This window comes from Novosphingobium naphthalenivorans NBRC 102051 (genome assembly GCF_001590985.1).
Taxonomy (GTDB): Bacteria; Pseudomonadota; Alphaproteobacteria; order Sphingomonadales; family Sphingomonadaceae; genus Novosphingobium; species Novosphingobium naphthalenivorans.
Genome location: NZ_BCTX01000069.1, coordinates 1 through 26,632 on the forward strand (window position 1 = coordinate 1; position 26,632 = coordinate 26,632).

The 26,632-nt window shown below is 65.0% G+C and carries 27 protein-coding genes; 14 read left to right on the forward strand and 13 right to left on the reverse strand.

The window, feature by feature from the left end:
* Positions 1–153: 153 nt before the first annotated feature.
* Entirely contained in the window at positions 154–984 is an 831-nt protein-coding gene (gene map, locus NN5_RS18875) for a type I methionyl aminopeptidase (RefSeq protein ID WP_067737003.1), read from the forward strand.
* A 41-nt stretch (positions 985–1,025) separates the two neighbouring features.
* Here map and aroC read toward each other — a convergent pair whose 3' ends face one another.
* A complete protein-coding gene (gene aroC, locus NN5_RS18880; RefSeq protein WP_067736942.1) occupies positions 1,026–2,123 on the reverse strand; it encodes a chorismate synthase in 1,098 nt (365 codons plus the stop codon).
* 84 nt (positions 2,124–2,207) lie between these two features.
* Between aroC and NN5_RS18885 the strand changes: the two genes are divergently transcribed.
* From NN5_RS18885 to NN5_RS18900, 4 genes are read left to right on the forward strand one after another with little or no spacing between them, the layout of a single operon-like run.
* The gene (locus tag NN5_RS18885; RefSeq protein WP_306305116.1) at positions 2,208–2,606 is read left to right on the forward strand and encodes an antibiotic biosynthesis monooxygenase family protein; all 399 of its coding nucleotides are present in this window, start codon (positions 2,208–2,210) and stop codon (positions 2,604–2,606) included.
* Complete coding sequence (locus tag NN5_RS18890) at positions 2,603–2,950, forward strand: arsenate reductase (RefSeq protein WP_067736948.1); 348 nt, start codon at positions 2,603–2,605, stop codon at positions 2,948–2,950. The genes NN5_RS18885 and NN5_RS18890 overlap by 4 nt, the downstream gene beginning before the upstream one ends.
* Complete coding sequence (gene pnuC / locus NN5_RS18895; protein WP_067736951.1) at positions 2,947–3,546, forward strand: nicotinamide riboside transporter PnuC; 600 nt, start codon at positions 2,947–2,949, stop codon at positions 3,544–3,546. Before NN5_RS18890 ends, pnuC begins: the two co-directional genes overlap by 4 nt.
* Complete coding sequence (locus NN5_RS18900) at positions 3,543–4,049, forward strand: AAA family ATPase (RefSeq protein ID WP_067736953.1); 507 nt, start codon at positions 3,543–3,545, stop codon at positions 4,047–4,049. The genes pnuC and NN5_RS18900 overlap by 4 nt, the downstream gene beginning before the upstream one ends.
* Positions 4,050–4,259: 210 nt before the next feature.
* On the opposite strand, the gene NN5_RS18905 is transcribed toward NN5_RS18900, so the two are convergent.
* Positions 4,260–5,474, reverse strand: a complete 1,215-nt coding sequence (locus NN5_RS18905) for an Aq_097 family APC-type transporter (RefSeq protein ID WP_245656609.1) — start codon at positions 5,472–5,474, stop codon at positions 4,260–4,262.
* Positions 5,475–5,487: 13 nt separating this feature from the next.
* Complete coding sequence (gene ubiG / locus NN5_RS18910; protein ID WP_067736956.1) at positions 5,488–6,228, reverse strand: bifunctional 2-polyprenyl-6-hydroxyphenol methylase/3-demethylubiquinol 3-O-methyltransferase UbiG; 741 nt, start codon at positions 6,226–6,228, stop codon at positions 5,488–5,490.
* Positions 6,229–6,324: 96 nt separating this feature from the next.
* Here ubiG and NN5_RS18915 point away from each other — a divergent pair, with 96 nt between their 5' ends.
* A complete protein-coding gene (locus tag NN5_RS18915; protein WP_067736959.1) occupies positions 6,325–7,584 on the forward strand; it encodes an aspartate kinase in 1,260 nt (419 codons plus the stop codon).
* Between the two features lie 185 nt (positions 7,585–7,769).
* Here the strand turns inward: NN5_RS18915 and NN5_RS18920 are convergent, their stop codons facing one another.
* The 3 genes from NN5_RS18920 to NN5_RS18930 form a co-directional block, all read right to left on the reverse strand.
* A complete protein-coding gene (locus NN5_RS18920; protein ID WP_067736960.1) occupies positions 7,770–9,095 on the reverse strand; it encodes a GGDEF domain-containing response regulator in 1,326 nt (441 codons plus the stop codon).
* A gap of 132 nt (positions 9,096–9,227) precedes the next feature.
* Entirely contained in the window at positions 9,228–9,662 is a 435-nt protein-coding gene (locus NN5_RS18925) for an ester cyclase (protein ID WP_067736963.1), read from the reverse strand.
* A complete protein-coding gene (locus NN5_RS18930) occupies positions 9,659–10,192 on the reverse strand; it encodes a DUF2239 family protein (protein WP_067736965.1) in 534 nt (177 codons plus the stop codon). The genes NN5_RS18925 and NN5_RS18930 overlap by 4 nt, the downstream gene beginning before the upstream one ends.
* 97 nt (positions 10,193–10,289) lie before the next feature.
* Here NN5_RS18930 and NN5_RS18935 point away from each other — a divergent pair, with 97 nt between their 5' ends.
* Complete coding sequence (locus NN5_RS18935; protein ID WP_067736968.1) at positions 10,290–10,625, forward strand: GIY-YIG nuclease family protein; 336 nt, start codon at positions 10,290–10,292, stop codon at positions 10,623–10,625.
* Positions 10,626–10,792: 167 nt separating this feature from the next.
* Here NN5_RS18935 and NN5_RS18940 read toward each other — a convergent pair whose 3' ends face one another.
* Positions 10,793–12,091 carry an acetyl-CoA hydrolase/transferase family protein gene (locus NN5_RS18940; RefSeq protein WP_067736970.1) on the reverse strand — a complete coding sequence of 433 codons (1,299 nt, stop codon included), beginning with the start codon at positions 12,089–12,091 and terminating at the stop codon, positions 10,793–10,795.
* A 257-nt stretch (positions 12,092–12,348) separates the two neighbouring features.
* Entirely contained in the window at positions 12,349–14,502 is a 2,154-nt protein-coding gene (gene katG / locus NN5_RS18945) for a catalase/peroxidase HPI (protein ID WP_067736972.1), read from the reverse strand.
* A 221-nt stretch (positions 14,503–14,723) separates the two neighbouring features.
* On the opposite strand from katG, the gene NN5_RS18950 reads away from it, so the two are divergent.
* The 4 genes from NN5_RS18950 (at position 14,724) to NN5_RS26380 (ending at position 18,347) form a co-directional block, all read left to right on the forward strand.
* On the forward strand, positions 14,724–15,743 hold the full coding sequence (locus tag NN5_RS18950) for an NAD(P)H-dependent flavin oxidoreductase (protein WP_067736974.1): 1,020 nt from the start codon (positions 14,724–14,726) through the stop codon (positions 15,741–15,743).
* 10 nt (positions 15,744–15,753) lie between these two features.
* Complete coding sequence (purU, locus tag NN5_RS18955; RefSeq protein WP_067736977.1) at positions 15,754–16,611, forward strand: formyltetrahydrofolate deformylase; 858 nt, start codon at positions 15,754–15,756, stop codon at positions 16,609–16,611.
* 70 nt (positions 16,612–16,681) lie between these two features.
* Positions 16,682–17,080 carry a glyoxalase/bleomycin resistance/extradiol dioxygenase family protein gene (locus NN5_RS18960; protein ID WP_067736980.1) on the forward strand — a complete coding sequence of 133 codons (399 nt, stop codon included), beginning with the start codon at positions 16,682–16,684 and terminating at the stop codon, positions 17,078–17,080.
* A 298-nt stretch (positions 17,081–17,378) separates the two neighbouring features.
* Positions 17,379–18,347, forward strand: a complete 969-nt coding sequence (locus tag NN5_RS26380) for a GGDEF domain-containing protein (RefSeq protein ID WP_245656610.1) — start codon at positions 17,379–17,381, stop codon at positions 18,345–18,347.
* 13 nt (positions 18,348–18,360) lie between these two features.
* On the opposite strand, the gene NN5_RS18970 is transcribed toward NN5_RS26380, so the two are convergent.
* Positions 18,361–18,837: a protein-tyrosine phosphatase family protein gene (locus NN5_RS18970; protein WP_067736982.1), complete on the reverse strand. Its 477-nt coding sequence runs from the start codon at positions 18,835–18,837 to the stop codon at positions 18,361–18,363.
* Positions 18,838–18,917: 80 nt separating this feature from the next.
* Here NN5_RS18970 and NN5_RS18975 point away from each other — a divergent pair, with 80 nt between their 5' ends.
* The 3 genes from NN5_RS18975 to NN5_RS18985 all read left to right on the forward strand — a co-directional run bounded on the left by NN5_RS18975 (position 18,918) and on the right by NN5_RS18985 (position 21,308).
* Positions 18,918–19,796 (forward strand): dienelactone hydrolase family protein, encoded by an 879-nt coding sequence (locus NN5_RS18975; RefSeq protein WP_067736985.1) that lies wholly within the window; start codon positions 18,918–18,920, stop codon positions 19,794–19,796.
* A 76-nt stretch (positions 19,797–19,872) separates the two neighbouring features.
* Positions 19,873–20,865 (forward strand): SPFH domain-containing protein, encoded by a 993-nt coding sequence (locus NN5_RS18980; protein ID WP_067736988.1) that lies wholly within the window; start codon positions 19,873–19,875, stop codon positions 20,863–20,865.
* Positions 20,865–21,308, forward strand: a complete 444-nt coding sequence (locus tag NN5_RS18985; protein WP_067736990.1) for an NfeD family protein — start codon at positions 20,865–20,867, stop codon at positions 21,306–21,308. The genes NN5_RS18980 and NN5_RS18985 overlap by 1 nt, the downstream gene beginning before the upstream one ends.
* A gap of 48 nt (positions 21,309–21,356) precedes the next feature.
* Here the strand turns inward: NN5_RS18985 and NN5_RS18990 are convergent, their stop codons facing one another.
* The 4 genes from NN5_RS18990 to NN5_RS25285 form a co-directional block, all read right to left on the reverse strand.
* Entirely contained in the window at positions 21,357–23,030 is a 1,674-nt protein-coding gene (locus NN5_RS18990) for a sensor domain-containing protein (RefSeq protein WP_067736993.1), read from the reverse strand.
* A gap of 114 nt (positions 23,031–23,144) precedes the next feature.
* The gene (locus tag NN5_RS18995; RefSeq protein WP_067736995.1) at positions 23,145–24,311 is read right to left on the reverse strand and encodes a GGDEF domain-containing protein; all 1,167 of its coding nucleotides are present in this window, start codon (positions 24,309–24,311) and stop codon (positions 23,145–23,147) included.
* 249 nt (positions 24,312–24,560) lie between these two features.
* Positions 24,561–25,529: a P-type DNA transfer ATPase VirB11 gene (gene virB11 / locus NN5_RS19000; protein ID WP_245656611.1), complete on the reverse strand. Its 969-nt coding sequence runs from the start codon at positions 25,527–25,529 to the stop codon at positions 24,561–24,563.
* Positions 25,530–25,531: 2 nt separating this feature from the next.
* Positions 25,532–26,233, reverse strand: a complete 702-nt coding sequence (locus tag NN5_RS25285; protein WP_245656612.1) for a TrbI/VirB10 family protein — start codon at positions 26,231–26,233, stop codon at positions 25,532–25,534.
* Positions 26,234–26,632: the final 399 nt, after the last annotated feature.

Sequence of the window (26,632 nt, forward strand, 5' to 3'; positions counted from 1 at the left end):
GGGGGGGGGGCCGTCCAAACGCGAGGCCAATGCGCGCAAGCCCCCTCCACCGCCCTGCGGGCGGTTCCCCTCCCCCGATGGGGGAGGATCTCTCGTGACCGCAGGCTTCCGACTGATCTCGCAATTTTTGCACATGAGCGCTATATGGGCGCCATGAGCGAATATCAGATTGTCGAACCCGGAAATGAAACCGTCCTGCGCGACGGCACGATCAAGCTGCACGGACCCGAAGCGTTTGAGGGGATGCGCAAGGCCGGGCGCCTTGCTGCCGAGATCCTCGACGAGATTGCGCCGATGGTGCAGCCGGGCGTCAGCACCGCCGCGCTGGACGATAAAGTGCGCGAACTCACGCTGGACGGTGGTGCGGTGCCCGCGACGCTGGGCTATCGCGGCTATGCGCATTCGTGCTGCATCTCGATCAACCATGTCGTGTGCCACGGCATCCCTTCGGAAAAGACGCTGAAGGAAGGCGACATCCTCAATATCGACGTGACCCCGCTGCTCGACGGCTGGCACGGCGATTCCAGCCGCATGTACTTCGCGGGCGAACCCTCGCTGAAGGCGCGCCGTCTGGTCGATGTGACCTACGAATGCCTGATGATCGGCATCGAGCAGGCCAAGCCCGGCAACCGCATCGGCGATATCGGCGCGGCCATCCAGGCCTATGCTGAGGCGAACCGCTTCGGCGTGGTGCGCGAATTCTGCGGCCACGGTCTCGGCCGCCTGTTCCACGACGCGCCCGAAGTGGTCCATGCCGGGCGTCCCGGCACTGGTCCGCTCATCAAGCCCGGCATGTTCTTCACCATTGAGCCGATGATCAATCTCGGCAAGCCGCCGGTGAAGTTGCTCAATGACGGCTGGACGGCAGTGACGCGCGACAAGTCGCTCTCGGCGCAGTTCGAACATTCGATCGGCATTACCGAAGACGGCTGCGAGATCTTCACCACCAGCCCCAAGGGCCTGCACAAGCCGCCTTACGCGTAAGGCGGATCACCCTGATCCTCCCCCTGTGGGGGAGGATTTGCTTAGCCGCACTGGCCCCGGTGCAGCAGCTTGTGATCGGCCAGCACCAGCGCCATCATTGCCTCGACCACCGGCACGCCGCGAATGCCGACGCAGGGGTCGTGGCGGCCCTTGGTGAACAGTTCGGTCGCCTCGAATTCCCCGTTTTCATTGGCGCGCGTGACCGTCGGCTGGGGTGTGAGGATCGAGCTGGTCGGCTTGAACGCCACGCGCACTACCACCGGCTGGCCGGTCGAGATGCCGCCGGCAATGCCGCCTGCATGGTTGGCGTCGAAGCGGGGACCTTCATTGCCCGGCCGCATCGGGTCGGCGTTCTGCTCGCCGGTCAGGCGCGCGGCGGCGAACCCGTCACCGATCTCGACGCCCTTGACCGCGTTGATGCCCATCATCGCGCTCGCAAGGTCGGCATCGAGCTTGCCATAGAGCGGCGCGCCCCAGCCGGCCGGCACGCCGGTCGCCACGCATTCCACCACCGCACCGACCGAGGAACCGGCCTTGCGTGCGCCATCGACGATCGTTTCCCAGCGCTTCGCGGCTTCGGGATCGGGGCAGAAGAACGGGTTCCTGCCGATCTCGGCGGGATCGAACCGGGTCATGTCGATCGCATCGCCGCCGATTTCCGAGACATAGGCGAGGATCGTCACGTCCGGGATCACCAGCCGCGCCACGCCGCCCGCCGCCACGCGGCTCGCCGTCTCGCGCGCGGAGCTGCGCCCGCCGCCGCGATAGTCGCGAAAGCCGTACTTGGCGTCATAGGCATAGTCGGCATGGCCGGGGCGATAGGCCTTGGCGACGTCCGAATAATCCTTGGAGCGCTGGTCGACGTTCTCGATCATCAGGCTGATCGGGGTGCCGGTGGTGCGTTGCACGCCATCGGGGGCCTCGAACACGCCGGAGAGGATGCGGACCTGGTCGGGCTCCTGCCGCTGGGTGGTGAATTTCGACTGGCCGGGGCGGCGCGCGTCGAGGAACGGCTGGATCGCGCCTTCGTCGATAGCGAGGCCCGGCGGGCACCCGTCGACGACGGCGCCGATCGCCGGCCCGTGGCTTTCGCCCCAGGTGGTGAAACGGAAAAGGCGGCCGAAGCTGTTGACGCTCATGGGTGGCGCTTTGTCGCGGGTTGCGCGGTTTGTCCAGCGCCGTGCGGTTCGAATGCGCGGCGATGGGCGCCGTGTGGACGAAAATTGCGCGGTATTCGCAAAGTTGATGATCAGTTCAACTTGTCGAAATGCCTGCCTGAAGGCAAAGAACGCTCCATGTATATGAACGTATTCCGGAGCCGCAAACGGGCAGACATGGACGCGGCGGCCTATCAGGCCGACGCTGCGCGCATGGCGGAGCTGGCGCGCCAGCAGCCGGGATTCGTTTCGTACAAGACATTTTCGGCCGAAGATGGTGAGACGGTGACGATCTCGGAATGGGAATGCGAAGCGGATGCCCGCGCCTGGGCCGGCCATTTTGAACATAGGGCTGTTCAAAATCGTGGCAGAAGTGAATATTATGAAAGCTACATCGTCTATTCGTGCGACGGCCCCGATGTGCGCCGGTTCACGCATGACGATTCTAGAGGGGGGCTTGCGTGACAATCGGATTTTACGGGATTCCGAACTGCGATACTGTCAAGAAGGCCCGCAAGTGGCTGGAGGCGAAGGGCCTCGATTACACCTTCCACGATTACAAGAAGGAAGGGGCTGATCCGGCGAAGCTGGAAAGCTGGATCGCGGCCGCCGGCTGGGAAAAAGTGCTCAACCGCGCGGGCACCACGTTCCGCAAGCTGCCCGAGGAAGACAAGGCCGGTCTCGACGCGGCCAAGGCGGTGGCGATCATGCAGGCGAGCCCCAGCACGATCAAGCGGCCGGTGGTCGAATATCCGGGCGGCCTGCTGGTAGGCTTCAAGCAGGCCGAGTGGGAGGCCGCGCTGACATGACGCCGGAAACGCTCGCGATGATCGAATGGGTCGCGGCCGGTTTCGGCGTGATCAACATTGCCCTGCTGATCTGGCGCACGGTGTGGAACTACCCGTTCGGCATGATCATGGTGGCGCTCTACATCCTCGTGTTCTGGGAAAAGCGGCTCTACGCCGAAGCCGGGCTGCAGGTGTTCTTCGTCCTGGCGCAGGCCTGGGGCTGGTGGCTCTGGCTCAAGGTCGATGGCAAGGACAGCCGGGTGCCGGTGCGCTGGCTCGACAACATGAGCCGCGCGGTCTGGGCCATGGCGACGCTGGCGGTCAGCCTGAATCTGGGATGGGTCATGCACCGCTTCACCGATGCGGTCATGCCCTTTGCCGATTCCGCGATCGCCGGGGCCAGTGTCTCGGCGCAGATCCTGCTGGCCTTCCGCCGGATCGAGAACTGGATCGTGTGGATCGCGATCGATATCGCCTCGATCCTGCTTTACATCAACCGCGGGTTGCACCCGACGGCCGGGCTCTACGGCGGGATGCTGGTGATGTCGCTGCTGGGGCTCAAGGAATGGATGCAGGCGGCCAAGGAAAACCCGGAAGCCAAGCTCATGGCCGCATGAAGACAGTCTGCCTGCACGGAGCGGAAAGCACGGGGAAGACCGTCCTTGCCGGCAGGCTGGGCTATCCCTGGGTGCCGGAATACGGCCGCACGTATTGCGAGGCGAACGGGACCAGCCTGGTCATGGCAGACCTGCTGGCAATTGCCGAAGGGCAGGCGGCTGAGAACCGCAAGGCCATGGCCATGCGGCCGCCGCTGCTGGTGCTCGATACCGACCAACTCATGACCGCCGCCTGGGCGCAGATGCTGTTCGGCGAAGTGCCCGATGCGCTGATGACTTATCCGAAAGCCGATCTCTACCTGCTCTTCGCGCCCGACGTGCCGTGGTTCGACGACGGCACCCGCTTCTTCGGCGAATATGAGAACCGCACGCGCTTTGCAGAACTGGCCGAAGAGATGCTGACGCGGGCCGCCGTGCCTTTCGTGCGCATCGGCGGCGACTGGGAGCAGCGCGAGCGGCTGGCGCGCGAGGCTATCGGCGAGTTGATAGATCTAAGGGTCTGATCGCGGGGCCGGGGATGTCCAGAAAGCCCCCTCCTCTTCAGAGGAGGGGGTTGGGGGTGGTGGCAACGCGCAAGCGTTGCACCTCGCCGTCATACCTCGCCGTCATACCTTGCCGCCACACCACCCCGCTGCGACTAAGGTCTGCTGCGCAGACCCAAGTCTCGCGCCCCTCCTCTGAAGAGGAGGGGGGAAGGATCGCTTGCGGCCCTCCTACCCCTCGACCGGCGCGCCGAACACGGCTGCGGCCAGGCCCAGCACGGTCAGCAGCGCGAAGCCCAGGCAGCGGCGGCGGCGGTGTCTGGGGGCGCCGCCGACCCATGCGCGGATCGCGGCGAGCGCTGATTGCAATGCGTAATAGAACGCGAAGGCGCGGCTGGCGTAGCTGACGATCTCGAACACGTCGGCCAGCCAGGTCAGGGCAAGGCCGATGCCGACGAGGCCGAGGTACGTCAGCTTCGGGCTGACCCGCCCGCGGGTGAGTTCCGCGAAGAGCCCGCCGGTGCCGTTGGTGTCGGCCACGGCCGCGCTGAACTGCGCGCTGAGCGCGGCGAGGATCAGCAGCGGGCCCAGCACGGCGGAAACCGAACGCATCAGATCGATGATCGCGGTCTCGTCGAGCGCGAAAGTCCCGCTTTCGAAACTGACGGCGAGCAGCACGACATAGGCGAGGTAGATGCCGGTCGCGATCCATTGCGACAGCCGCATCGAAACCTGCCGCATCCCCGAAGAGTAATGGCCGCCGAGGTAGCGCGACGTCTCGAAGCCCTGCACCGTGACGATCAGTCCGAACAGGAGCTGGATCGAGCCGATCAGCCCCATCTTCATGCCGCTTTCCTTGAGATGGTGGCCATCCCATTCGACCCCGGCATGGACCGCCAGCGCCGCGACCAGCGCGGCAATGACGATCAGTTTGATGGAGACCGTCATCTGCTCCATGCGTTCGAGCAGCGAGAAGCCCCTGGTCATCCCGGCGGCGAGGATCAGGACATAGGCTCCGGTGGTGATCTCGCGGCCGAGCAGTGCGGACGGCGCGCCGAAGATGCGCGCGGCAAAGGCGCCGAACAGGTTGAGGTAATAGGCGACCGAGATCACATAGGCGAAAGCCAGCGCCCAGCTTGAGAGCCATTCGATCCGGTCGGCGGTCACGGTGTCGAGATCGGGCTCGTCGATGCGCTCCATGTTGTAGCGGATCGCGGCGCCGAAGAGGTAGCCGACGAGGCACAGCAGCCCCATGGCGAGGATGCCCCAGGTGCCGAAGGAATCGGTCAGGATCGGGCCCAGGATCAGGAACCCGCTGCCGATGATCGAGGCGAGCGGCGTGACGGTGGCGCGCCACAACTGGGCGCGCGCGACACGCGGCCAGAACAGCAGCGCGGCCACGGCAAGGCCGGCCACGATCATGGCGATGTCGATCATGCCGTCCATGGCTTGCGGTGTCTTAGGCCTTTCGCGCGGTCACGATGTAGTTCAGCGCAAGATCGTCCGAGAGGTGCAGCCCCTGCGTGGGCGACCAGCTGATGCCTTTCGGCTCACCGAGGACAAGGCCAGCCTCTTCGGCCAGCCCGGCCAGTTCATCGGGAGTGACGAACTGGTTCCAGTCGTGCGTGCCGCGCGGGACCTTGCCGAGCCGCTCGGCTGCCTCGACCAGCAGCAGGCGCGAAGCGGGGGTGCGGTTGGGGCAGGACAGGATCATCAGCCCGCCGTCCGCCAACGCTGCAGCCAGGCTGGCGAGGAACAGGGCCTTGTCGGTGACATGTTCGATCACTTCGAGCGAGCACACCAGATCGAAGCCGGTGAGGCCCAGCGCGGCCAGTTCGCCCTGGCGGTAGTCGATGGGAAGGCCCATGGCATCGGCATGGCTGGTTGCCGCCGCGATGTTTTCCGGCGCGGCATCGACGCCGGTCACTTGCGCGCCGAGCCGGGCGAGCGGCTCGCACAGCAGGCCGGCGCCGCATCCGGCATCAAGCGCGCGCTTGCCGGCGAGCGGGCGCAGCGCGTGCGAATCGCTGCCGAAATGCGAATCGATGGCCTCGCGAATGAAGGCCAGGCGTACCGGGTTGAGCTTGTGCAGCATTGCCGAGGAGCCCGAAGGGTCCCACCAATCGGCCGCCAGTGCGCCGAAATGCGCAGCTTCCTTGGGGTCGATCGTTGCAGGTGCCCTGCCAGTTGCATTGTCCATGACTCCTCCCTAACAGCGCGCCGAACTCTTATCCACTCGCGCGTTCCGGTTTGTCTGCCGGGCCCGCGGCCAACGGCACGAAGGAGCACTGGCACCTTGGCACGTATCGTGATGAAATTCGGCGGCACTTCGATGGCCGGGTCCGAGCGCATCCGGCGCGTGGCGGGGATCGTCAAACGCCAGCAGGAAGCCGGACACGAAGTCGCGGTGGTGGTTTCGGCCATGGCCGGTGAGACCGATCGCCTCGTCAACTTCTGCCGCGAGGCCAATGCGCTCTACGATCCCGCCGAATACGACGTGGTCGTCGCTTCGGGCGAGCAGGTCACTTCGGGCCTGCTGGCGCTGACGCTGCAGGCGATGGGCTGCAAGGCGCGCTCCTGGCTGGGCTGGCAGCTGCCGATCAAGACCGACAGCGCCCATGCCAAGGCCCGCATCGAGGATATCGATTCCGAAGCGCTGCTGGCTTCGATGGGCGCTGGTGAAATCGCCGTGATCCCCGGTTTCCAGGGCCTCTCGCCGGAAAACCGCATCACTACGCTGGGCCGTGGCGGCTCGGACACTTCGGCCGTCGCCGTCGCCGCTGCCATCAAGGCCGACCGCTGCGACATCTACACCGACGTCGACGGCGTCTATACGACCGATCCGCGCATCGTGGCCAAGGCGCGCAAGCTGCCGCTCGTCACGTATGAGGAAATGCTCGAACTGGCCTCGGTCGGTTCGAAAGTGCTGCAGACCCGCTCGGTCAGCCTGGCGATGAAGGAAGGCGTGCGCGTGCAGGTGCTCTCCTCGTTCATCGACGAGACCGCGCCGGCTGCCGACACTCTGCCCGGAACGATGATCGTCAGCGACGAAGAACTCGAAGGAAGCGACATGGAACGCCAGCTGATCACCGGTATCGCCGCCGACAAGAACGAGGCGAAGGTTACTCTTACCCGCGTGCCCGACCGTCCGGGCGCCGTCGCCTCCGTCTTCGCGCCGCTGGCCGAGGCGAACATCAATGTCGACATGATTATCCAGAATGTCGCCAAGGATAAGGGTGAGACCGACGTCACCTTTACGGTTCCGCAGTCGGACCTCGCCCGCGCGCTGGCCATGCTGGAAGAGCGCAAGGAATCGATCGGCTATTTCCGCCTGATCTCCGATGACAAGGTCACCAAGGTCAGTGTCGTCGGCGTCGGTATGCGCAGCCATGCGGGCGTTGCCAGCACCATGTTCAAGACGCTGGCCGACCGCGGCATCAATATCCAGGCGATCTCCACCAGCGAGATCAAGGTCTCGGTGCTGATCGATGCCGACGAGACCGAGCTGGCCGTGCGCGTGCTGCATACCGCCTACGGGCTCGACGCGGCAGCGTAAGCGGGGATGGAATGTCCTTTCGGGCGAAGGGACAATTCCACGCGGGGCCGGTAAGCAGTTCGTCATCCCCGCGAAGGCGGGGATCCAGCTCCGGTGCCATCGCTTTGATTTGACGTCGGGAGATGGATTCCCGCCTTCGCGGGAATGACAAGGAAATTGCGGAAAGTGTCCGTTCCGTCCCGGTTCTACGCCGCGCGGTAGAACTCGGCGTCGGCGCAGACCTGGTTGTGGCCCTTTTCCTTGGCCATGTAGAGCATCTGGTCGGCCGCGTTGAGATTGTTGGCGAGCGTTTCGCCCGGCTGGGCGACGGCGACGCCGATCGAGGCGGTGACTTGCAGCTTCGTCTGGTTGTGTAGGATCACCGCCTGCGCGATGGCCGTGCGCAAGTCCTCGGCGGCGGCGACCGCGTCCTCATTGCTCATCTCGGCCAGCAGGACGACGAATTCCTCGCCCCCGAAACGGGCGGAGAGGCTCTTGTGCCGGGCCAGCACGTTGTGAATGACCTTGGCGATGGTCTGGACGACCTGATCGCCCACGTCGTGGCCATACGTGTCGTTGATCTTCCGGAAGTCGTCGATGTCGATGATCGCGAGGGAGGCCGCGGAGCCTTTCCTGCTGACCTGGGCCAGCATGGTCTGGGCCCGCTCGAAGAAGGCGCGGCGGTTGTACATGCCGCTCAGGAAATCCCGCTCGGCCAGAAACTGTAGGCGGCGCATCTGGTTGAGAGTCTCGATGTTGCCGGCGATGCGGCTTTTCACTTCTTCGGCGATATAGGGCCGGTAAACGAAGTCCGAGGCGCCGGCCTTGAGCAGCGCGGCCGAAAGATAGGGGTCCGCACTTGCCGAGACGCCGATGATGCGCATCCGCTCGGGCGGATAGGTCGCACGGATGCGGCGGGTCAGTTCCTGCCCGTCCATGTCCGGCATATGGAAGTCGGTAATGACGAGCTGGATGTCGTCATGCTCTTCGAGCGTGGCGAGGGCCTCGCTGCCGCAGGCCGCATGGTAGATCCGGTAGTTCTGCAGGCTGAGGATTTCGGCCAGCGTCAGGCGCGCGCTCTCGCTGTCGTCGACGATCAGGATCGAGGCGACCGCGGCATTGGTGACGCGCTGGATGGTGCGGGTGATGTGGTCGACCGTGTCCTTCGCGTCCTTGATGAAGTAATCGACGATATGCGGCGCGCTGGCGCGTTCGCGCGTCTTGCGGTTGAGCGTGGCGGTGAACAGGATCGTCGGGACGTTCTCTTCTTCGAGCAGATCGATGATCTCGCCATCGGGCGCATCGGGCAGGTTCATGCCGGTTACGGCCAGGCTTGGGCGGTGATCAGCGAGGGCCTGCGAAGCTTCGGCGTAAGTCTTGTACCACTCCACTTCGCTCGTCGTTTCCGCTTCGATGCGCGATTTGAGCATGAGCGCCATCGCCGCCGAGTCCTCCACCAGCATGACCGTGGAGAAGGTCTGCTCGGCAGTGTCGATGGACTTGGCGGTGTTGATCGTGCGGAAGCGGGTCACCGGAGCTCCTTCTTGTTCTGGGGGCGAAGGCTGCCGGAAAGAGCCGTCGTTGCGGATCCAATGACACAGGCTGGTTAGCTTTGATGCAGGCTCCGGTTACGCAGCTTCCCTTTGGCCTTGTGCGTCAGACGTTTACTTATTCGCTGCGGCCTGTGCCTGCAGTTGCTGGAACACGCCCAGCCGGTCCGCCACTTGCCAGTGCCCGGTGAGGCGATCCTCCGCGTCGAAATCGTAAATGCTCGCGCCCGACATGGCGATCTGCTGCCCCGTGGCAGGGAAGCCGGCGGCCGCCTCGCGGTGAGTGGCCAGCCAGGTCCAGGCGATGATGACGCGGTCCCCGCTCTCGCTCATGTGCAGGATGGTGAAGCGCTGGTCGGGGAAGGGCGCGCGCGAGGTTTCGAGCCGTTCGATGAAGCCGGCGTGATCGAGGCTGCGGCCTTCCCAGGGATCGCCGGGATCGTGGCGGATCGTGTAGAGCGGCGCGAGGTATTCGGGCACCGCGGCACTCTCGCCCCGGTTCCAGACGCGTTCGATGAATTCTGCAAGGCGGGTTTGGCGGGGGCTCACGGTGTCTCTCCTTCGGATGCTTGCAGCAGGCTGGCGAGGTATGCGCGCACGTCGGCGGGCCATGGCGCGATGATCTGCGCCAGGCCCCCCGCGTCGCCCGCGAACAGCAGGCGGGAGGCCTGCTCGAAGTGCGGGAAATCGCCCGCGATGGCGGACATGAAGCGATAGGCGCGCTCCTGCGCGGCGCGCCGGGCAGCCCGTCCGCCATCGGCCTTGCGGGCCTCGTCGATGAGGCGCCGCAGCGCCTGCGAGGCACCGCCGGGCTGCTGGTTCAGCCAGTCCCAGTGCCGGGGCAGCAGTGTGACTTCGCGGGGCACCACGCCCAGCTTCGGGCGTCCGCGCTTGCGGGGGGGCACGGCTTGTGCGGCCGGTTCGGTGGTTTGCCGCCAGTCGAGATCGACGACTTTGCCGGTCGCGTCATCGAACACCAGCACGCCCGCTTCGCGGCCGCGCAAGGCGGTGGCAAGCTCGCCGCGGGTTCCGTGGGCGATGCGCTTGTTTTCCAGAAAGGCAGTGCAGGGGCCGGTCATCGGGGTGTCTCGTTGTGATTTTTACCCGGATAAATTGATTTCGGCGTCGAGTCAATTTATCCGGGTAAAAATCACAACCCATGGAAACGACTCACTTATGGACAGAACCCAGCGCAAGGCAGCGCTTGCCGAGTATCGCGAACGCAAGGTCGAACCGGGCCTGTTTGCCCTGCGCTGCAGGGCGAGCGGCGAGGTCTGGGTGGGGCGGGCGCCGGACCTGCCAGCGGTCCGCAACCGCGTGTTCTTCACGCTGCGGCAGGGCGGCAATCCGCACCGGACCTTGCAGGAGGCATGGAACACGCATGGCGCGGACAGCTTCGTGTTCGAAGTGCTGGAAGTGCTCGATCCCGAAGAGCTGGGGTTGGGGCTCGACCGCGAACTGAAAAGCCGCCACGCGGCGTGGATGGAGCAGCTCGGCGCGGTGCGGATCTGAGGGGCTGCTGTTGCCGAAAGCCCCCTCCTCTTCAGAGGAGGGGGGTGGGGGTGGTGGCGACGCGCTAGCGTCGCGCCTCGCTGCTGCACCACCCCGTTGCGACTAAGGCCTGCTGTGCAGGCCCAAGTCTCGCTCCCCTCCTCTGAAGAGGAGGGGGAAGGCAGAGTTTACAGCGCCTTCGCGAGTTCGTCCCGGAACCTTGGATGCGCCAGCGCGATCATCGCTTCGGCCCGCTCGCGCAGGGACTTGCCGCGCAGGTTCGCCGCGCCGAATTCGGTGACGATCCAGTGCACGTCGTTGCGCGGCGTCGTCACCGGCCCTTCCAGCTTGGGGACGATGCGGCTGACCGCGCCGTCCTTGGCGGTCGAGCGGCAGGCGATGATCGAGATGCCGCCGTTCGAGGCATTGGCGCCGCGCACGAAATCGAGCTGGCCGCCCGAGCCCGAATACTGGTGTCCCATCATGTGCTCGGAGTTGCAGGCGCCGGACAAGTCCACCTGCAGCGTGGCGTTGACCGAGACGACATTGTCGTTCTTGGCGATGTGGCGCGGATCGTTCACCACGTCGACCGGCAGCGAATAAACCGCCTGGTTGTCGTCCAGCCAGTCGTAGAAGGCGGTGTCGCCCATCGCGAACGTGAAGACCGAGCGGCCGGGGAAAGTCGCCTTGCGCCGGTTGGTGACGGCGCCGCACTGCATCAGCCCGGCGAAGGAGGGGGTGAGCAGTTCGGTGTGGATGCCGAGGTCCTTGCGGTTGGTCAGGCGCTTGCAGACTTCGATGGGCAGGTTGCCGATGCCCATCTGCAGGCAGGCGCCGTCGTCGATCATGCCGGCGACGATTTCGGCGATGGCCTCGTCCTCGGCCGCGGCAGGATGTTCGCCCACTTCGATCAGCGGCGAGCGATGCTCGATGATCGCATCGACTTCCGAGACGTGCAGCGGCGATTCGCCGAACACGCGCGGCATCAGCGGATTGACCTCGACGATCAGGCGCCTGGCAGCACGCGCGGCGACCGAGGTGTAATCATTGGCAGTGCCGAACGTGAAATAGCCGTGCTTGCCCATCGGCGAGACCATGGTCACGCAAGTGTCCAGCGCGATCTCCTCGCGCAGCAGTTGCGGCGAGGCGCTGAAAGCGGTCGGCACGAAATCGATCATCTCCTCGCTCACCGAAGGATCGGCTTTCATCAGCGAGCGCTCGACGCTGCTCAGGAACATGCAGTGCGGGCGCACCCGGCCGAGCAGATCGCGGCGCAGCACGCTCTTTGCGGCATGGGCCATCGAGTGGAAATACCACAGCCTCATGCCGGAAAGGCTTCCCGTTTCCACCCGCTGCGCCAGCGCGCTCAGCAGGGCGGGCGGTTCGGCCACGGCCATGCCCATGGCCACATGGCTGTCCGAAGGGACCAGTTGCGCCGCCGCTTCGGCGGACATCAGCTTTGCTGCGTAGAGCTCTTGCACATCCATCGGCGGTGAGCCTTGCATTGGAATGTTGCATTATCAAGAGAACAGCAAAGCCCCGCTCCCGCGTCAGGGCAGGAGCGGGGCCGCCGGTCCATCCGGGCATCGAGGGAAAGGCCCGGATGGATGGGGGGATAAGAGCCCTCTCCCCATCGGGGGAGAGGGTTGGGAGAGGGGAGCGGGGGGCACTTCCCCTCTCAACTCCGGCTAGGGCCCTGCGGACTCAAGCCTGCGTATCTCTCCCCCGGAAGGGAGAGAGCCGGTCAGCCGATGTTGAACCGGCCCGCGTCCATCACTTTGGTCCAGGCCGCGGCGAAGTCGTTCACGAACTTCGCGCCGTTGTCGTCCTGGGCATAGACTTCGGCATAGGCGCGCAGGACCGAGTTCGAGCCGAACACCAGGTCGATGCGTGTCGCGGTCCACTTCACCGCGCCGCTCTTGCGGTCCACCACTTCGTAAGTGCCGTTTCCGGCCGGCTTCCAGGCATAGGCCATGTCCGTCAGGTTGACGAAGAAGTCGGTCGTCAGCGCGCCTTCGCGGTCGGTGAACACGCCATGGCTGGTGCCGCCGTGGTTGGTGCCGATCGCGCGCATCCCGCCCACAAGCACCGTCATTTCCGCGGCGGTGAGGCCCATGAGCTGCGTGCGGTCGAGCAGCAGTTCCTCGGCCTTCACGGCATAGTCCTGCTTCAGCCAGTTGCGGTAGCCATCCGCCAGCGGTTCGAGCGGCGCGAAGGAGTCCGCGTCGGTCATCGCCTCGCTGGCATCGCCCCGGCCCGGCGTGAAGGGCACCGCGATGTCGTACCCGGCCGCCTTCGCCGCCATCTCGACGCCGAGGTTGCCTGCCAGCACGATCGTGTCGGCCACGCTCGCCCCGGTTTCGGCGGCGATTGGTTCCAGCACCGCCAGCACGCGGGCCAGCCGTTCGGGCTCGTTGCCCGCCCAGTCCTTCTGTGGGGCCAGGCGGATGCGGGCGCCGTCAGTGCCGCCGCGCATGTCCGAGCCGCGATAGGTCCGCGCGCTGTCCCAGGCGGTGGCGACCATGTCCGCCACCGAAAGGCCGCTCGCCGCGATCTTCGCCTTGACCGCATCCCCATCATAGCCGGTGGCGCCTGCGGGAATCGGGTCCTGCCAGATCAGATCCTCGGCAGGCACGTCCGGGCCGAAGTAGCGGGCCTTGGGCCCCATGTCGCGGTGCGTCAGCTTGAACCAGGCGCGGGCGAACGTGTCGGCGAAATAGGCCGGATCGGCACGGAACTTGTCCATGATCGCGCGGTAGGCCGGGTCCACCTTCATCGCCATGTCCGCATCGGTCATGATCGGCATGGTGCGGATCGACGGGTCCTCGACATCGGCGGGCATGTCCGCCTCGGCGATCTCGACCGGCTGCCACTGGCGGGCACCGGCAGGGCTGGTGCGGATCTCCCACTCATGGTCGAGCAGCATGTCGAAATAGCCCATGTCGAACTTCGTCGGGTCGCTCGTCCAGGCACCCTCGATACCGCTGGTCACGGTATCGCGGCCCATGCCCTTGCCGCCCGGATTGGCCCAGCCGAGGCCCTGCATCTCGACATCCGCGCCTTCCGGATCGGGGCCGAGCTTCGAGGCATCGCCATTGCCGTGGGTCTTGCCGACGGTGTGGCCGCCCGCGGTGAGCGCGACGGTTTCCTCGTCGTTCATCGCCATGCGGGCGAAGGTCTCGCGCACGGCTTCGGCCGTCTTCATCGGATCGGGTTTGCCGTCCACGCCTTCGGGATTGACGTAGATGAGGCCCATCTGCACCGCGGCCAGCGGGTTTTCGAGCGAAGTCTCATCGCTGGCGCTGGCATAGCGGTCCTTGCCCAGCCACTCCTTCTCGGAGCCCCAGTACACATCCTTTTCCGGGTGCCAGATATCCTCGCGGCCGAAGCCGAAGCCGAAGGTCTTGAGGCCCATCGTCTCATAGGCGATCGTGCCGGCGAGCACGATCAGGTCGGCCCAGCTCACGGCGTTGCCGTACTTCTTCTTGACCGGCCACAGCAGGCGCCGCGCCTTGTCCAGGCTGACGTTGTCCGGCCAGGAATTGAGCGGGGCGAAGCGCTGGTTGCCGGTGCCGCCGCCGCCGCGTCCGTCGGCGATGCGGTAGGACCCGGCCGCGTGCCAGGACATGCGGATCATCAGCCCGCCGTAGTGACCCCAGTCCGCGGGCCACCAGTCCTGACTGTCGGTCATCAGCGCGCGCATGTCCTGCTTCAGGGCTTCGACATCGAGCGTCTTGAGCGCCTCGCGATAATCGAAGTCCTGGCCCATCGGGTTGGTCTTGGCATCGTGCTGGTGCAGGATGTCGAGGTTGAGCGCATTCGGCCACCAGTCCATGACCGATGTACCGGTCTCTGTAACCGCCCCGTGCATGACGGGGCACTTGCCTTGCATGTTCATTGCGATCTCTCCTTCGGTGGCTGATCGATAGGGGCAGGATAACGCCGGGCTTTTGTTCGCCCAAGTCGATTAAGGCTGTAAGTCTGATCGATTTTATAGATTAAAACGTGCCGGCTCGGCATTTGTTCCGCTTGCCCGCGCGGATTGCCCGGCTTAAGGCGCGGGGCTGGCCGGAGGGAAACCCGGTGCCAGAGTTCGTGACACGGGTTCAGGGAGCTTTGATGCCCGCATATGCAAAGACGTCCGCGCTGATGGCGCGCGGATGCGAGTTCCTCGGCAGCGAGACCGCGATCCTGTGCGGGGCGATGTCGTGGGTGTCGGAGCGCAATCTCGTCTCGGCGATCAGCAATGCCGGCGGGTTCGGCGTGATCGCCTGCGGCGCGATGACGCCTGCCCTGCTCGATACCGAAATCGCGGCGACCAAGGCGCTCACCGCCAAGCCCTTCGGCGTGAACCTCATCACCATGCACCCGCAGCTGTTCGACCTGATCGAGGTCTGCGCGAAGCATGGCGTGACTCACGTCGTGCTGGCAGGCGGCATTCCGCCCAAGGGCAGTGTCGAGGCGATCAAGAGCCACGGCGCCAAGGTGATCTGCTTCGCCCCTACGCTGGCGCTCGGCAAGAAGCTGCTGCGCTCGGGCGCCGATGCCCTGGTGATCGAGGGCATGGAAGCGGGCGGCCATATCGGCCCGGTCTCGACTTCGGTCCTCGCGCAGGAAATCCTGCCGAGCCTCGCGGCCGACAATCTCGTGTTTGTCGCCGGCGGCATCGGCCGGGGCGAGGCGATGGCGGGCTATCTGGAAATGGGCGCGGCGGGCGTGCAGCTCGGCACCCGCTTCGCCTGTGCGAGCGAGTCTATCGCGCATCCCGATTTCAAGAAGATGTTCTTCCGCGCCTCGGCCCGCGATGCAGTGGCTTCGGTGCAGGTCGATCCGCGCCTGCCGGTGATCCCGGTGCGCGCGCTCAAGAACAAGGGCACCGAGGAATTCACCGCCAAGCAGATCGAGGTCGCGCGCCTGCTCGATGCCGGTGAAGTCGACATGGGCGAGGCCCAGCTCCAGATCGAGCACTTCTGGGCGGGCGCGCTGCGCCGCGCAGTGATCGACGGCGATGTCGAGAGCGGCTCGGTCATGGCCGGGCAGTCGGTCGGCATGGTCAGCAAGGAAGAGCCGGTTGCCGATATCATCGCCGCGCTCATGGCCGAGAGCGAGGCGGCTCTTTCCAACCGCGCGGCAGCGTAAGGAGCCCGCCATGCCGGAACCGCTGATCCTCGCCCTGTCCTGTGCGGACCGCCCGGGGATTGTTGCCCGCGTGACCGGCTATCTCGCGCAGATGGGCAGCAATATCATCGAGGCGCAGCAGTTCAACGATCTGGCTGAAGACAAGTTCTTCATGCGCGTCGCCTTCGATCCGGGTGGCACCGACCGCGAGGAAATCCGCGAGGGTTTCGGCCCCATTGCGCATGAATACGGCATGGCCTGGTCGATGCTGCGGCGCGACCGCCCGCGCCGGGTGCTGCTGCTGGTCAGCAAGTTCGACCATTGCCTGGCCGACCTGCTCTATCGCCAGCGCATCGGCGAGATCGCGATGGAAATCGTCGGCGTGGTCTCCAACCACCCGCGCGAGGCGATCAATACGCTGATGCTGGGTGACGATATTCCCTTCTATCACCTGCCGGTCACAAAAGAGACCAAGGCCGAGCAGGAAGCGCAAGTGCGCGCGCTGGTCGAGGAAACGCGCGCCGAACTGGTCGTGCTCGCGCGCTACATGCAGATCCTTTCGGATGAGATGGCGGCCTATCTGTCCGGGCGCTGCATCAATATCCACCACTCGTTCCTGCCGGGCTTCAAGGGCGCCAAGCCCTATCATCAGGCCCATGCGCGCGGGGTGAAGATGATCGGGGCCACCGCGCACTACGTGACGGCCGATCTCGACGAAGGTCCAATCATCCATCAGGATGTCGAGGCAGTGACGCACGCCGACACGCCCGAGGACATGGTGCGCAAGGGCCGGGACATCGAACGCCGCGTGCTGGCCGAAGCCGTCCGTCTGCATCTGGAGGACCGGGTGCTCCTCAACGGCAGCCGCACCGTGGTGTTTCGGAGCTGATTTCCCGCTTGCCTGCTTGCGCGGGGCGGTCAGTTGGACGAGGCTGGCACGGGAACGGGAGCGAAACACCATGCAGGTCAGCGGCATCGATCACGTCAATATTCTGACGGATAACCTCGACAGGACGGCGCAGTTCTACGAACGGCTGATGGGGCTCACGCGCACGGAGAACCCGGCGATTGCGAAAAGCTCCAAAGGGGCCTGGATGCGCGATACGCATGGCAATGCGATCATCCACCTCGTGTGGAAAGACCCGCAGACGGGCCAGTACGAGGACTATACGCCCGGCAAGCCCACCAATGCCTTGCACCACGTTGCCTTCAAATGCGCCGGGTTCGATCAGACCATCGCCAAGCTTGCAGAGATGGGCGTGGCTTACCGCGTGAACGATTTGCCGCATCTGGGGTTGCGCCAGGTCTTCGTGACGGATCCCAATGCGGTGAATCTGGAACTCAACTTTTTCGCCTGATCGCCATATCGTCTCGTTTCCGGGGCACCTGAAACTGTAAAACGGCAGTTTCGGCGCTGCGAAACCACCATTGGCTATAATTGTTGCCGCACCCCCGCTTCTCTCCTATGGGCCCGTTCCCGGGGGCGGAGTATTGTGGAGAGATCTTTACAATCGATTGTATTTCCTGTCTGACGAATTCGAGGAGGGGCACTCGTTGATGTTCAAGGGCTTGTTTTCAAATGGCGGTTCAGCTCGGAACGCGGTAGCGTCAGACAGTAAAGGGCCGCACGACAAAGACGGTGCCAGTGCGCGGGACTTGGCGCGCCGGCAGCTTGTCGATGATATCGGTGCGTTTCTGATCGCCAACGATCTCGAAATTTCGGAATCCAACCTTGCCGCAGCGCTGGGGATTTGCGGGGGAAGCAATCCGGCTCTGGCCCGGAGATACACCGAACTGCGGGCGACCGGGAACCCGGTGACTCAGGCCTGGCTCGACGAGCAGTTGCGCGGCGTCGATGACAGTATCGCCAAGATCGCGGACAAGCTGGACCGGTCGCTGGAAAGTTTCGCCTCCACCAGCCGCGATGCCCGCAATACTGCCGCGCAATATTCCAGCGAGATGCAGGTGCACGCCGACAAGGCCGGAGACGAGCGGGAGGAAATCCGCAATCTGGCGACGCTGGCCATGGCCATGCTGGAACGCACCCAGCACCTCGAACAGGAAATGCATCGCAGCGAACGCGAGGCGGCGACCCTGCGGCGGAGCCTGGCCAAGGCGCGGCGCGATGCCGATCACGATCATCTCACCGGCCTGCCCAACCGGCGCGCTTTCGAAGGCCTGCTCGAACGCCAGTATCTGGAGGCGAATAAAAGCCATGATGCGCTCAGCGTCGCCTTTTGCGATATCGACAACTTCAAGCGCATCAACGACATCCATGGCCACGACACGGGAGACCGGGTGATCCAGGCCATCGCCGGCGCGCTGGCCAAGATCAGCAACGACAATTGCCATGTCGCCCGTCACGGCGGTGAGGAATTCGTCCTGCTCTTCCGCGGGCTGGACAAGGCGGAGGCAGTGCTTCGCCTCGACGACGTCCGCGAGACTTTCGCCAAGCGCAATTTCATCAACCGGCAGAACGATGAGCCGATCGGGCAGATCAGCTTTTCGGCCGGTGTCGCGGATGTCTTTGCCTATCCATCGAGCCGGGATGCGCTCAAGGCGGCGGACGTCGCTCTCTATGCCGCGAAGGCGCAGGGCCGGAACCGGGTCGTAGCCGCCGAATAAGTGCAAATCGGCGTCAGCGGCCCTCGATGAAGCGCGCCCAGGCCGGGGCGTCCCGGTGGGGGCTGGCTGCCGGATCCCATTGCACGCGCATCAGGGCCGCAGCCTCTTCCTCGTCCATGCCGCGCGCGCGGTTCCAGCGGTACAGGAAAGCGGAAACCCGCCAGTTCATAATGCAGTGGACGTGGACGCGATCTTCGCCTGCCGCTTCCATGGCTTGTGCGAATGCGGCGAAGTGGCCCTCGTCCGGTGCGTCGAACGGGACGGGGATGGGAACATAGGTGAGGCCGGCTGCAGCCATCAGCGCCGGTTCGTCTTCCAGAGCGCCCGGCGAATCGGCCAGCGCCAGGTTGATCACGCACTTTACGCCAAGCGCGGCCAGGCGCTGCGGATCGATGGGAGACAGGCGTCCCGAACTGGTGATGCGGGAATCGATGCGCTGCCAGCAGGCGATGTCCTGCGGGTCTTTCGATGCGTCTGCCTTACGATCCAAATCGTGCAACTCCGGGCTCGTGTGCGGGAGCACTTCACGCTAGCCTCTGTAAAGCAAGGGGCAAGACCGGAGACTGAAGCATGTGTGACGAATTTACCGCTCAGGCAGAGGAAGCGGCTCTTGCCCGGCGCGGTCTAGACCGCCGGCAGTTCACAGCGCTCGGCGCGGCGGGGCTGGCGCTCGCGGGATGTGCCGGGACGGCCGTCAAGGCCAGCGGCGGCAGCGACGTGAGCGAGAAGATGGTTTCCATCACCACGGCCGACGGCGTGTGCGATGCCTTCTTCGTCCATCCCGCCAAGGGCGCGCATCCGGGTGTGGTGATGTGGCCGGACATCGCGGGCCTGCGCGACGTGTTCAAGATCATGGCGCGCACGCTGGCCGCCGAAGGCTATGCGGTGCTGGTGGTGAACCAGTATTACCGCTCCAGCCCGGCGCCGGTCATGCAGAGCTTTTCGGAATATCGCACGGCGGAGGGGCAGGAAAAGGTCCAGCCGATGCGCGCCTTGCTCGATCCGGCGGCGATCACCCGCGATGCCACGGCTTTCGTCGCCTTCCTCGATCAGCGGGACGAAGTCGACAAGGCGCGCGGGATCGGTTCCAACGGATACTGCATGGGCGGCCCTTTCACGGTGCGCGCGGCCGCTGCCGTGCCTTCGCGCGTGAAAGCGGTGGCCTCGCTGCACGGCGCCGGTCTGGTGACGGACGCGCCCGACAGCCCGCACCGGCTGCTGGGCAAGACGCAGGCGGGCTTCCTCTTTGCCATTGCCCGCAACGACGACGAACGCCAGCCCGAACAGAAGAGCGAACTGCGCAAGGCCGCCGATGCCGCCGGGCGCCCGGCCGAGATCGAGGTCTATCCCGCCGACCATGGCTGGTGCGTTGCCGATTCCCCGGCCTACGATCCCAATGCCGCGGACAAGGCCTGGCAGCGGATGCTGGCACTTTTCGGGAAGCTCTGACCGCCGCCGGTTTTGCTTGCCGCAGTGGTCCCGCCCGCTAGGATCGTTCGCGAAACTGGCGGGAGGTGCACAGATCATGGGTGGTATCGGATCTACGCTGTTCGCGCTGATCGTGATGGTCGTGGTGTTCCTGATGATGGGCGTGCGCGTCGTCAGGCAGGGCTACGTCTATACGATCGAGCGGCTGGGCAAATATACGCTGGCGGCTGAGCCGGGGCTGCATCTCATCATCCCTTTCGTCGACCGGGTCGGCCAGAAGGTCAACATGATGGAGCAGGTGCTCGACATTCCGGGGCAGGAGATCATCACCAAGGACAACGCCATGGTCGGCGTTGATGCGGTGGTGTTCTTCCAGGTGCTGGACGCGGGCAAGGCGGCCTATGAAGTGCACAACCTGTTCATGTCGATCATGGCGCTCACCACCACCAACTTGCGCACGGTGATGGGTTCGATGGACCTCGACGAGACGCTGTCCAAGCGCGACGAGATCAATGCCAAGCTGCTGGTCGTGGTCGATCATGCGACCGCGCCGTGGGGTGTGAAGATCACCCGTGTCGAGATCAAGGACATCCGCCCGCCGCTCGACATCTCCAATGCCATGGCGCGCCAGATGAAGGCCGAGCGCGAGAAGCGCGCCGAGATCCTTGAGGCGGAAGGCAAGCGTGCCTCGGAAATCCTCAAGGCGGAAGGCCAGAAGCAGTCGCAGATCCTCGCCGCGGAAGGCCGCCGCGAAGCCGCCTTCCGCGATGCCGAGGCGCGCGAGCGTTCGGCCGAGGCGGAGGCCAAGGCCACCCAGATGGTCAGCCAGGCGATTGCCGAGAGCGGCAGCCAGGCGATCAACTACTTCGTGGCGCAGGAATATACCAAGGCGGTCAAGGCCTTCGCGACCTCGCCCAATGCCAAGACGATCCTGTTCCCGGTCGAAGCGACGCAGCTGATCGGGACGCTGGGCGGTATCGGCGAACTCGCGAAGGACGCGCTCGGCGGCAATCCGTCTTCGCCGCCGCCCGCGCAGCCGCGCCGCGCGGCGCCTACCGTGCCGCCATCGGGTATGGGCGGGGGGCAGTGATGGACTCTCTCGGGCAGGTCGGGTTCCACTATACCTGGCTGGCGCTGGGCCTGATTCTTGCCATCGCGGAAATGGCGATTCCCGGCGTCTTCCTGATCTGGATGGCCGGCGCGGCGCTGGTGACGGGGCTGGTGGCCTGGGCCGTGCCGATCGGCGTGCCGGTGCAGATCGTGCTGTTCGCCGTGCTCTCGATCCTCGCGGTCTTTTCCGGCCGCCGCTATATCGCCCGCCATCCGGTAGTGAGCGCCGACCCCAAGATGAACGACCGCGGCGCCCGCGTGGTGGGCGAGACGGTCGTGGTGACGCAGGCGATCGAAGGCGGAGAGGGCCGGGTCAAGCTGGGCGACAGCGAATGGCTGGCCAAAGGCGCCGATGCCCCGGTGGGCACGCGCCTGCGCGTTGCCGGGCACGACGGCGTGGTGCTGCTCGTGGAGCATCCCTGACCCGGGTACGGGAACCGCGCGCGGATCAGGGCTGAATGGCGATCGGCCCTAGGCCGCGCGCGTCATTGCCCAGCGTTCGGCAAGATAGCGCTCGGTGTCTTCCGGGCTGAGCGCGCGAGAGAACAGGAAGCCCTGCAACTCGTCGCAGCCGATCGCGCGCAAGGCCCGCGACTGCTCGTTTGTCTCCACGCCTTCCGCCGTGACCGGAATGCTCAGGACGCGGGCCAGCGCCGTCACGGCGTGAACGATCGCCTGGGCTTCGCCGCCATGGCAAAGGTCGCGGACGAAGGACTTGTCGATCTTGACCTTGTCGACATCCAGCCGCTGCAGATGCGCCAGGCTCGAATAGCCGGTGCCGAAGTCGTCGAGCACGATCCTGATGCCCATTGCCCGCAGGGCCTTTATGCGCTCGCGGATGGCTGTGTCCGTATCCAGGATCGCGCCTTCGGTCACTTCGAGTTCCAGATTGGCGGCGGGGAAGCCCGTCCGCTCCAGAACATCGGTGATCTTCCGCACGCAGTCGTCGGCCCTGATCTGGGCGGGAGAGAGGTTCACGGCCAGCGTAACTCCGGCCCAGTGGGCCATCTTTTCGCAGGCCTGTTCCAGCACCCAATCGCCTAGCTGGATGATCAGGCCGGATTCCTCGGCAACCCCGATGAAATCTTCCGCTTCCAGCAAGCCGAATTCGGGATGCCGCCACCGGACCAGGGCTTCCATCGCGGCCAGCGTGTCCCCAGCGGTCTGTATCAGTGGCTGATAGTGGACTTCCAGTCCGGTCTGCGTGGCAAGGCTTTCGCGCAAGTCCAGTTCGAGGCGGCGATGGCGCCGAATCTTTTCGTCCAGCGTGTTCGTGAAGTGGCGGTAGCACGCCCTGCCTTCGCGTTTGGCCTGGTAGAGCGCGACATCCGCCCGGCGCTGCATTTCGATCGTGCTCAGGCCTTCCTCGGCCCCGGCGATGCCGATCGACGCGCTGATGAAGGCCTGCGCGCTGCCGATGGCAAAGGGCTCGGCAGCGGCATCGAGAATCCGCTGGCAGACCTGCTGTATTTCCGTGCCGTTCCCGGAGTCGGGCAGCAGTACGGCGAATTCGTCGCCGCCGAGCCTGCACACCGTGTCCGAGGCGCGCACCAGCGCCGTCAGCCGCGTGGCGAAGCCCTGGAGCAGCGTGTCGCCGGCCTGATGGCCATAGGTATCGTTGACTTCCTTGAAACGGTCGAGGTCGATGTAGAGCAGGCTGCAGGGATCGTCCGAGCGGTGGCGGCGCAGCAGCACCTGATCGATGCGTTCGCTCAGCAGCGCGCGATTGGGAAGCCCCGTGAGCGTGTCGTGGAAAGCGAGATAGCGGTTGTGCGCTTCGGCCTCGCGGTAAGCCGTCACGTCGCTGATGATGCCGACGAGATAGGGCTCGTCGCCGAGAAAGACCCTGCGCTTGCGCGTGATGACAGTGCGGGCATTGCCGCTGGAATCGGTGACCTGTTCTTCGTTCTCGGAATCCTCGCCGGCCGAGAACACCCTGTCATCCTCGGCATGGAACACCCTGACCTCTTCTTCCGGAAAAAGGTCGAAGTCCGAAAAACCCAGCATGACGTCGCGCGAATGCCCGAAGAACGTGCAGGCTTCGTCATTGAGCAGAACGATACGGTGCGCCTGGTTTTTGACGAAGACCGGCAAGGGCATCACGTTGATGATGGCCTGAAGGTCGGTAATGTTCGTGACGTTCATGTCACCCTCTCCGCTGTCGCGCCCTTTGCAGCATGGCCTTTCCGGTTCTGCGGCCACGATCGGGCAGATCTAGCGGGCAAGTGTTTACCAATTTGTTAGGCGGGGACTGGTGAATCAGGCAGGGATTGGCGCGATTCGCAGGGCCTGTGTCTGGCGGGAGGCCTTTCGCCTGTTCTTGTCGCGGTAAAGCCGGCTGTCCGCAGCGTGCACCAGTTCGTCCGGGGTCCATCCGTCCGTCCGGCTTACGGCCATGCCGAAGCTGCAGCCGACCGTCAGCAGATTTCCGCCAAACGGCACAGGCTGCGTGATCGCGACCCGAAACACTTCGAGGTCGCAGGCGCCGGGGATTTCGCCGGAGGGCGTGGCCGGGAACAGGAGTGCGAATTCGTCTCCGCCTAGCCGCGCGATCGACAGGGCCGAGGAGGCTGCCGCCCGCATTTGCCGGGCGACATGGCGCAGGATCTCGTCGCCGGCCAGATGGCCGTAGCGGTCGTTGATCTGCTTGAAGCCGTCCAGATCGGCCAGGACCAGCACCACGGGGGCTGCGGCTTGAAGGCGGGTTTCCAGCGCGCGGTCGAAGGCCAGACGGTTCTGCAGGCCGGTCATCGGGTCGGTGACGGCGATCCGGTCCAGTTCGTGCTGATAGCCCAGCATACGAACTGTTTCGCGGAACTTGGCGAGGACCACACTGGCCTGCATCGCCGTGACCAGAACCATCATGACGGCCATCGCCCTTACGCCGAGGTTGTCGTAGAGCATCATTTTGACCACGATCGGGGCGACGGTCGTGACCATGGCCGCGATGGCTGCGCGCGGTGCGCTGATCAGGCAGGTGGAGGAGACCAGCGCGGCGATGCCGATGAACACCGGCGCCACCATGCAATAGTACTTCTCGGTCTCGGTGAAGGCATTGACGCACCAGATCCCGGCGACTGCCCCCAAGATGGCCGCGACGGGCAGCGTGCGGTGAAGCAGGCGTGAGGCCTGATCCTCGCTTGTGATCGGGCCTGCGCGGCGGGCAGCGAAGAATGCGGCGAGGCAGGTGCCGATAATCAGGGCAGGCGGAGCGGCCTGCTGCCACCAGGGCAAGTCGCCGAGCACGGCCATCGCCATGGCGAGAGCGTTGGCGGCAATCAGCAGGCAGAGCATGGGCAGGAATCCGCGCAGGCGTTCCGCTTGCAGGATCAGGGTTTCCGCGCGCAAGTGTGCCGGCACCGGCGCCGTGAAGGGCGATCGCCAGCCATCCGGTTCCTTCCCGATGCGCTGCAAGCGCCTGAGCATTGTGATGCCTGTCCCGCCGTTGGTTTCCGGGACAGTAAGGCTGAGGGCTTGCCGAACGGTTAAGCGCCTGGCCCAGGCGCCGAATGGCGATAGGCCCCAGTCTGGTGGAAACGAAGTTCGCCTTATAATTTGTCGCCCCCGCGAAGGCGGGGGCCCCGCTGCTTTTTTAACATTACGCTGTAAAAAGCGGGATCCCCGCCTTCGCGGGAACACCTTTGTCATAAGTCTCTGGAGATTACTATTTGACGGTCAGGCAGGCCGCCAGACTCGATCGACTTTGCGCCTGCCGTTCTCGCGCTTGAGTTGCACGATGAGGTCAACCGAGCGCATGACGTAGCGCACAACGTCGTCCCATTTCATGTTGGCGCCTGCCTGCAGCACCAGCAGCGCGAGCTGATCGATCGCCCGCTCGGGCGTGTCGGCATGGATCGTGCTCATAGAGCCGGGGTGACCGGTGTTGACCGCCCGCAGAAATGTCATGGCTTCCTTGCCCCGCATCTCGCCCAGGATAATGCGATCAGGCCGCATTCGCAGCGAGGCGATCAGGAGATCTTCTGCCGAGACATCGGCCTCCCCCAGCGATCCGCGCGCGGCCAATAGACCGACAGTGTTCTCATGAGAGAGTTGAAGCTCTGCCGTGTCCTCAATCAGGATCAGCCGCTCGGTAGCCGGAACCTCGCGCAGCAGGGCATTGAGGAAAGTCGTTTTGCCGGTCGATGTTCCGCCAGAGATCAGGATATTGCGGCGCCCCTGCACTGCCTGCCGCAGTATATCGGTAACGTTCTCGCCACCGGTCTCGAACTGTCCTGCATCGTCCTGCCGAGCATGGTCTGACTGCGTCTCAGCAAACGCCCCCGCGTCATGGTAATCCTGCAAGCTGAGTCCGGCCGACACGTGCCGCCGGACCGCCAAGGCCATGTGCCCACGCGTAGCGGGCGGCAGCACGATTTGCACACGTGAACCGTCGGGCAGTGAGCCCGACAGCAGTGGATGCTCGCGGCTGATCCCTTGCGCATTCATGGCGGCAATCTGCCGGGCCAAACGCGCAAGGCTGCGTGCCGTAAGGTTCGGAGCCTCGATCCGTTCGGGAACACCTCCGATCGCCTCGATCCAGACTTCGCCTGGCCGGTTGACGTAGATGTCCGTTACATCGGTCCGCGTCAGAAACGGCGCCAACGGCTCCAGATAGCTGCCCAAATAGACGTCGCTGGCGAGCACGCTCAACGCTCCACCGAAGTAAAGTCGAGATCGCGGGCCACAAAGACCGATACGCTCGCCCCTTGAGCGATCTTGAGCGTCGGCTTGATGTCAGCCGGGTTCTGGATGGTCGTTGCCTGCGTGGTCGCACCAGGAAGCCCAACGATCACGGTATTGCTGGCCACCTTCTCGGTTGCGGCGCGCACACCGATGTCCAGCACCGACTGCAGGATCGCTCCCCCGAAACGCTGGAAGAAATGCGTGTTCACCTTGCCCTTCACCCCCGCGCGCCCGAGCGGATCGGCCGAAGGAGAGTCGAGATCGATGATCGTGCCATCAGGCCGGGTCAGCCGCTTCCACTGGATCAGCGCACGCTTCTGCCCCAAGCTGACGTCGGCCTGATAGTCCCCAAAGAGGCGGCTGCCCTTGGGAATTAGCACCCGCGTGCCATCGAAGCTCTCCACATCGCGCGAAACGATCGCCCGGGCAAACCCGGCGCGCGTGGAATCCAAGGCGGTTTCCATGACGGCCTGGATCACGGCGCCCTGCGGCACGGTCGTACCCGGGTTCTTGAACGTGCGCGCCTCGACGCGGCCATCGGACGTCTTGGAGGCAGAAGCATCTCCCGGCCCAGCGATGGGCTGCTGCGGAGCCTGATAAGCATACCCCGGCCCCATAGGCGCAGAAGGCGGCTGATAGCTGCCTAGAGTTGGCTGCGAAGCCATCGGTGGAGGTGGTGCAGGCTCGTAGTATGTAACGGGCCGTGGAATGCGTACTGGCTCTTGATCTGTGGCAGACCGGTTGCTGGACACCTCGTCCAACGGCTGTCGGCGTGCGTCCAGATAGTCAGGCGCAGGAGGGATCGCCAATGCCGGGGGCGAGGAGATCATGCCGCCTGATTCGGGCTGCGGCGCCATGAGCGAGGGTTGCTCCAAGGTCAAACGCCGCGTCTGCAAGGCATAAAAGAGGCCTCCGCCCGCAGCGAGCAGGATAGCCGCAAAGATCCAGACACCCCGATTGCCCGAGGCCCTGCCAACGAGCGGGCGCACATCACCGGGATTGGGTTGCGGGACGGCTTCAGCCATGACCGTCCCTCTCATCGCGCCGCTGGGCCTTGGCGTGCT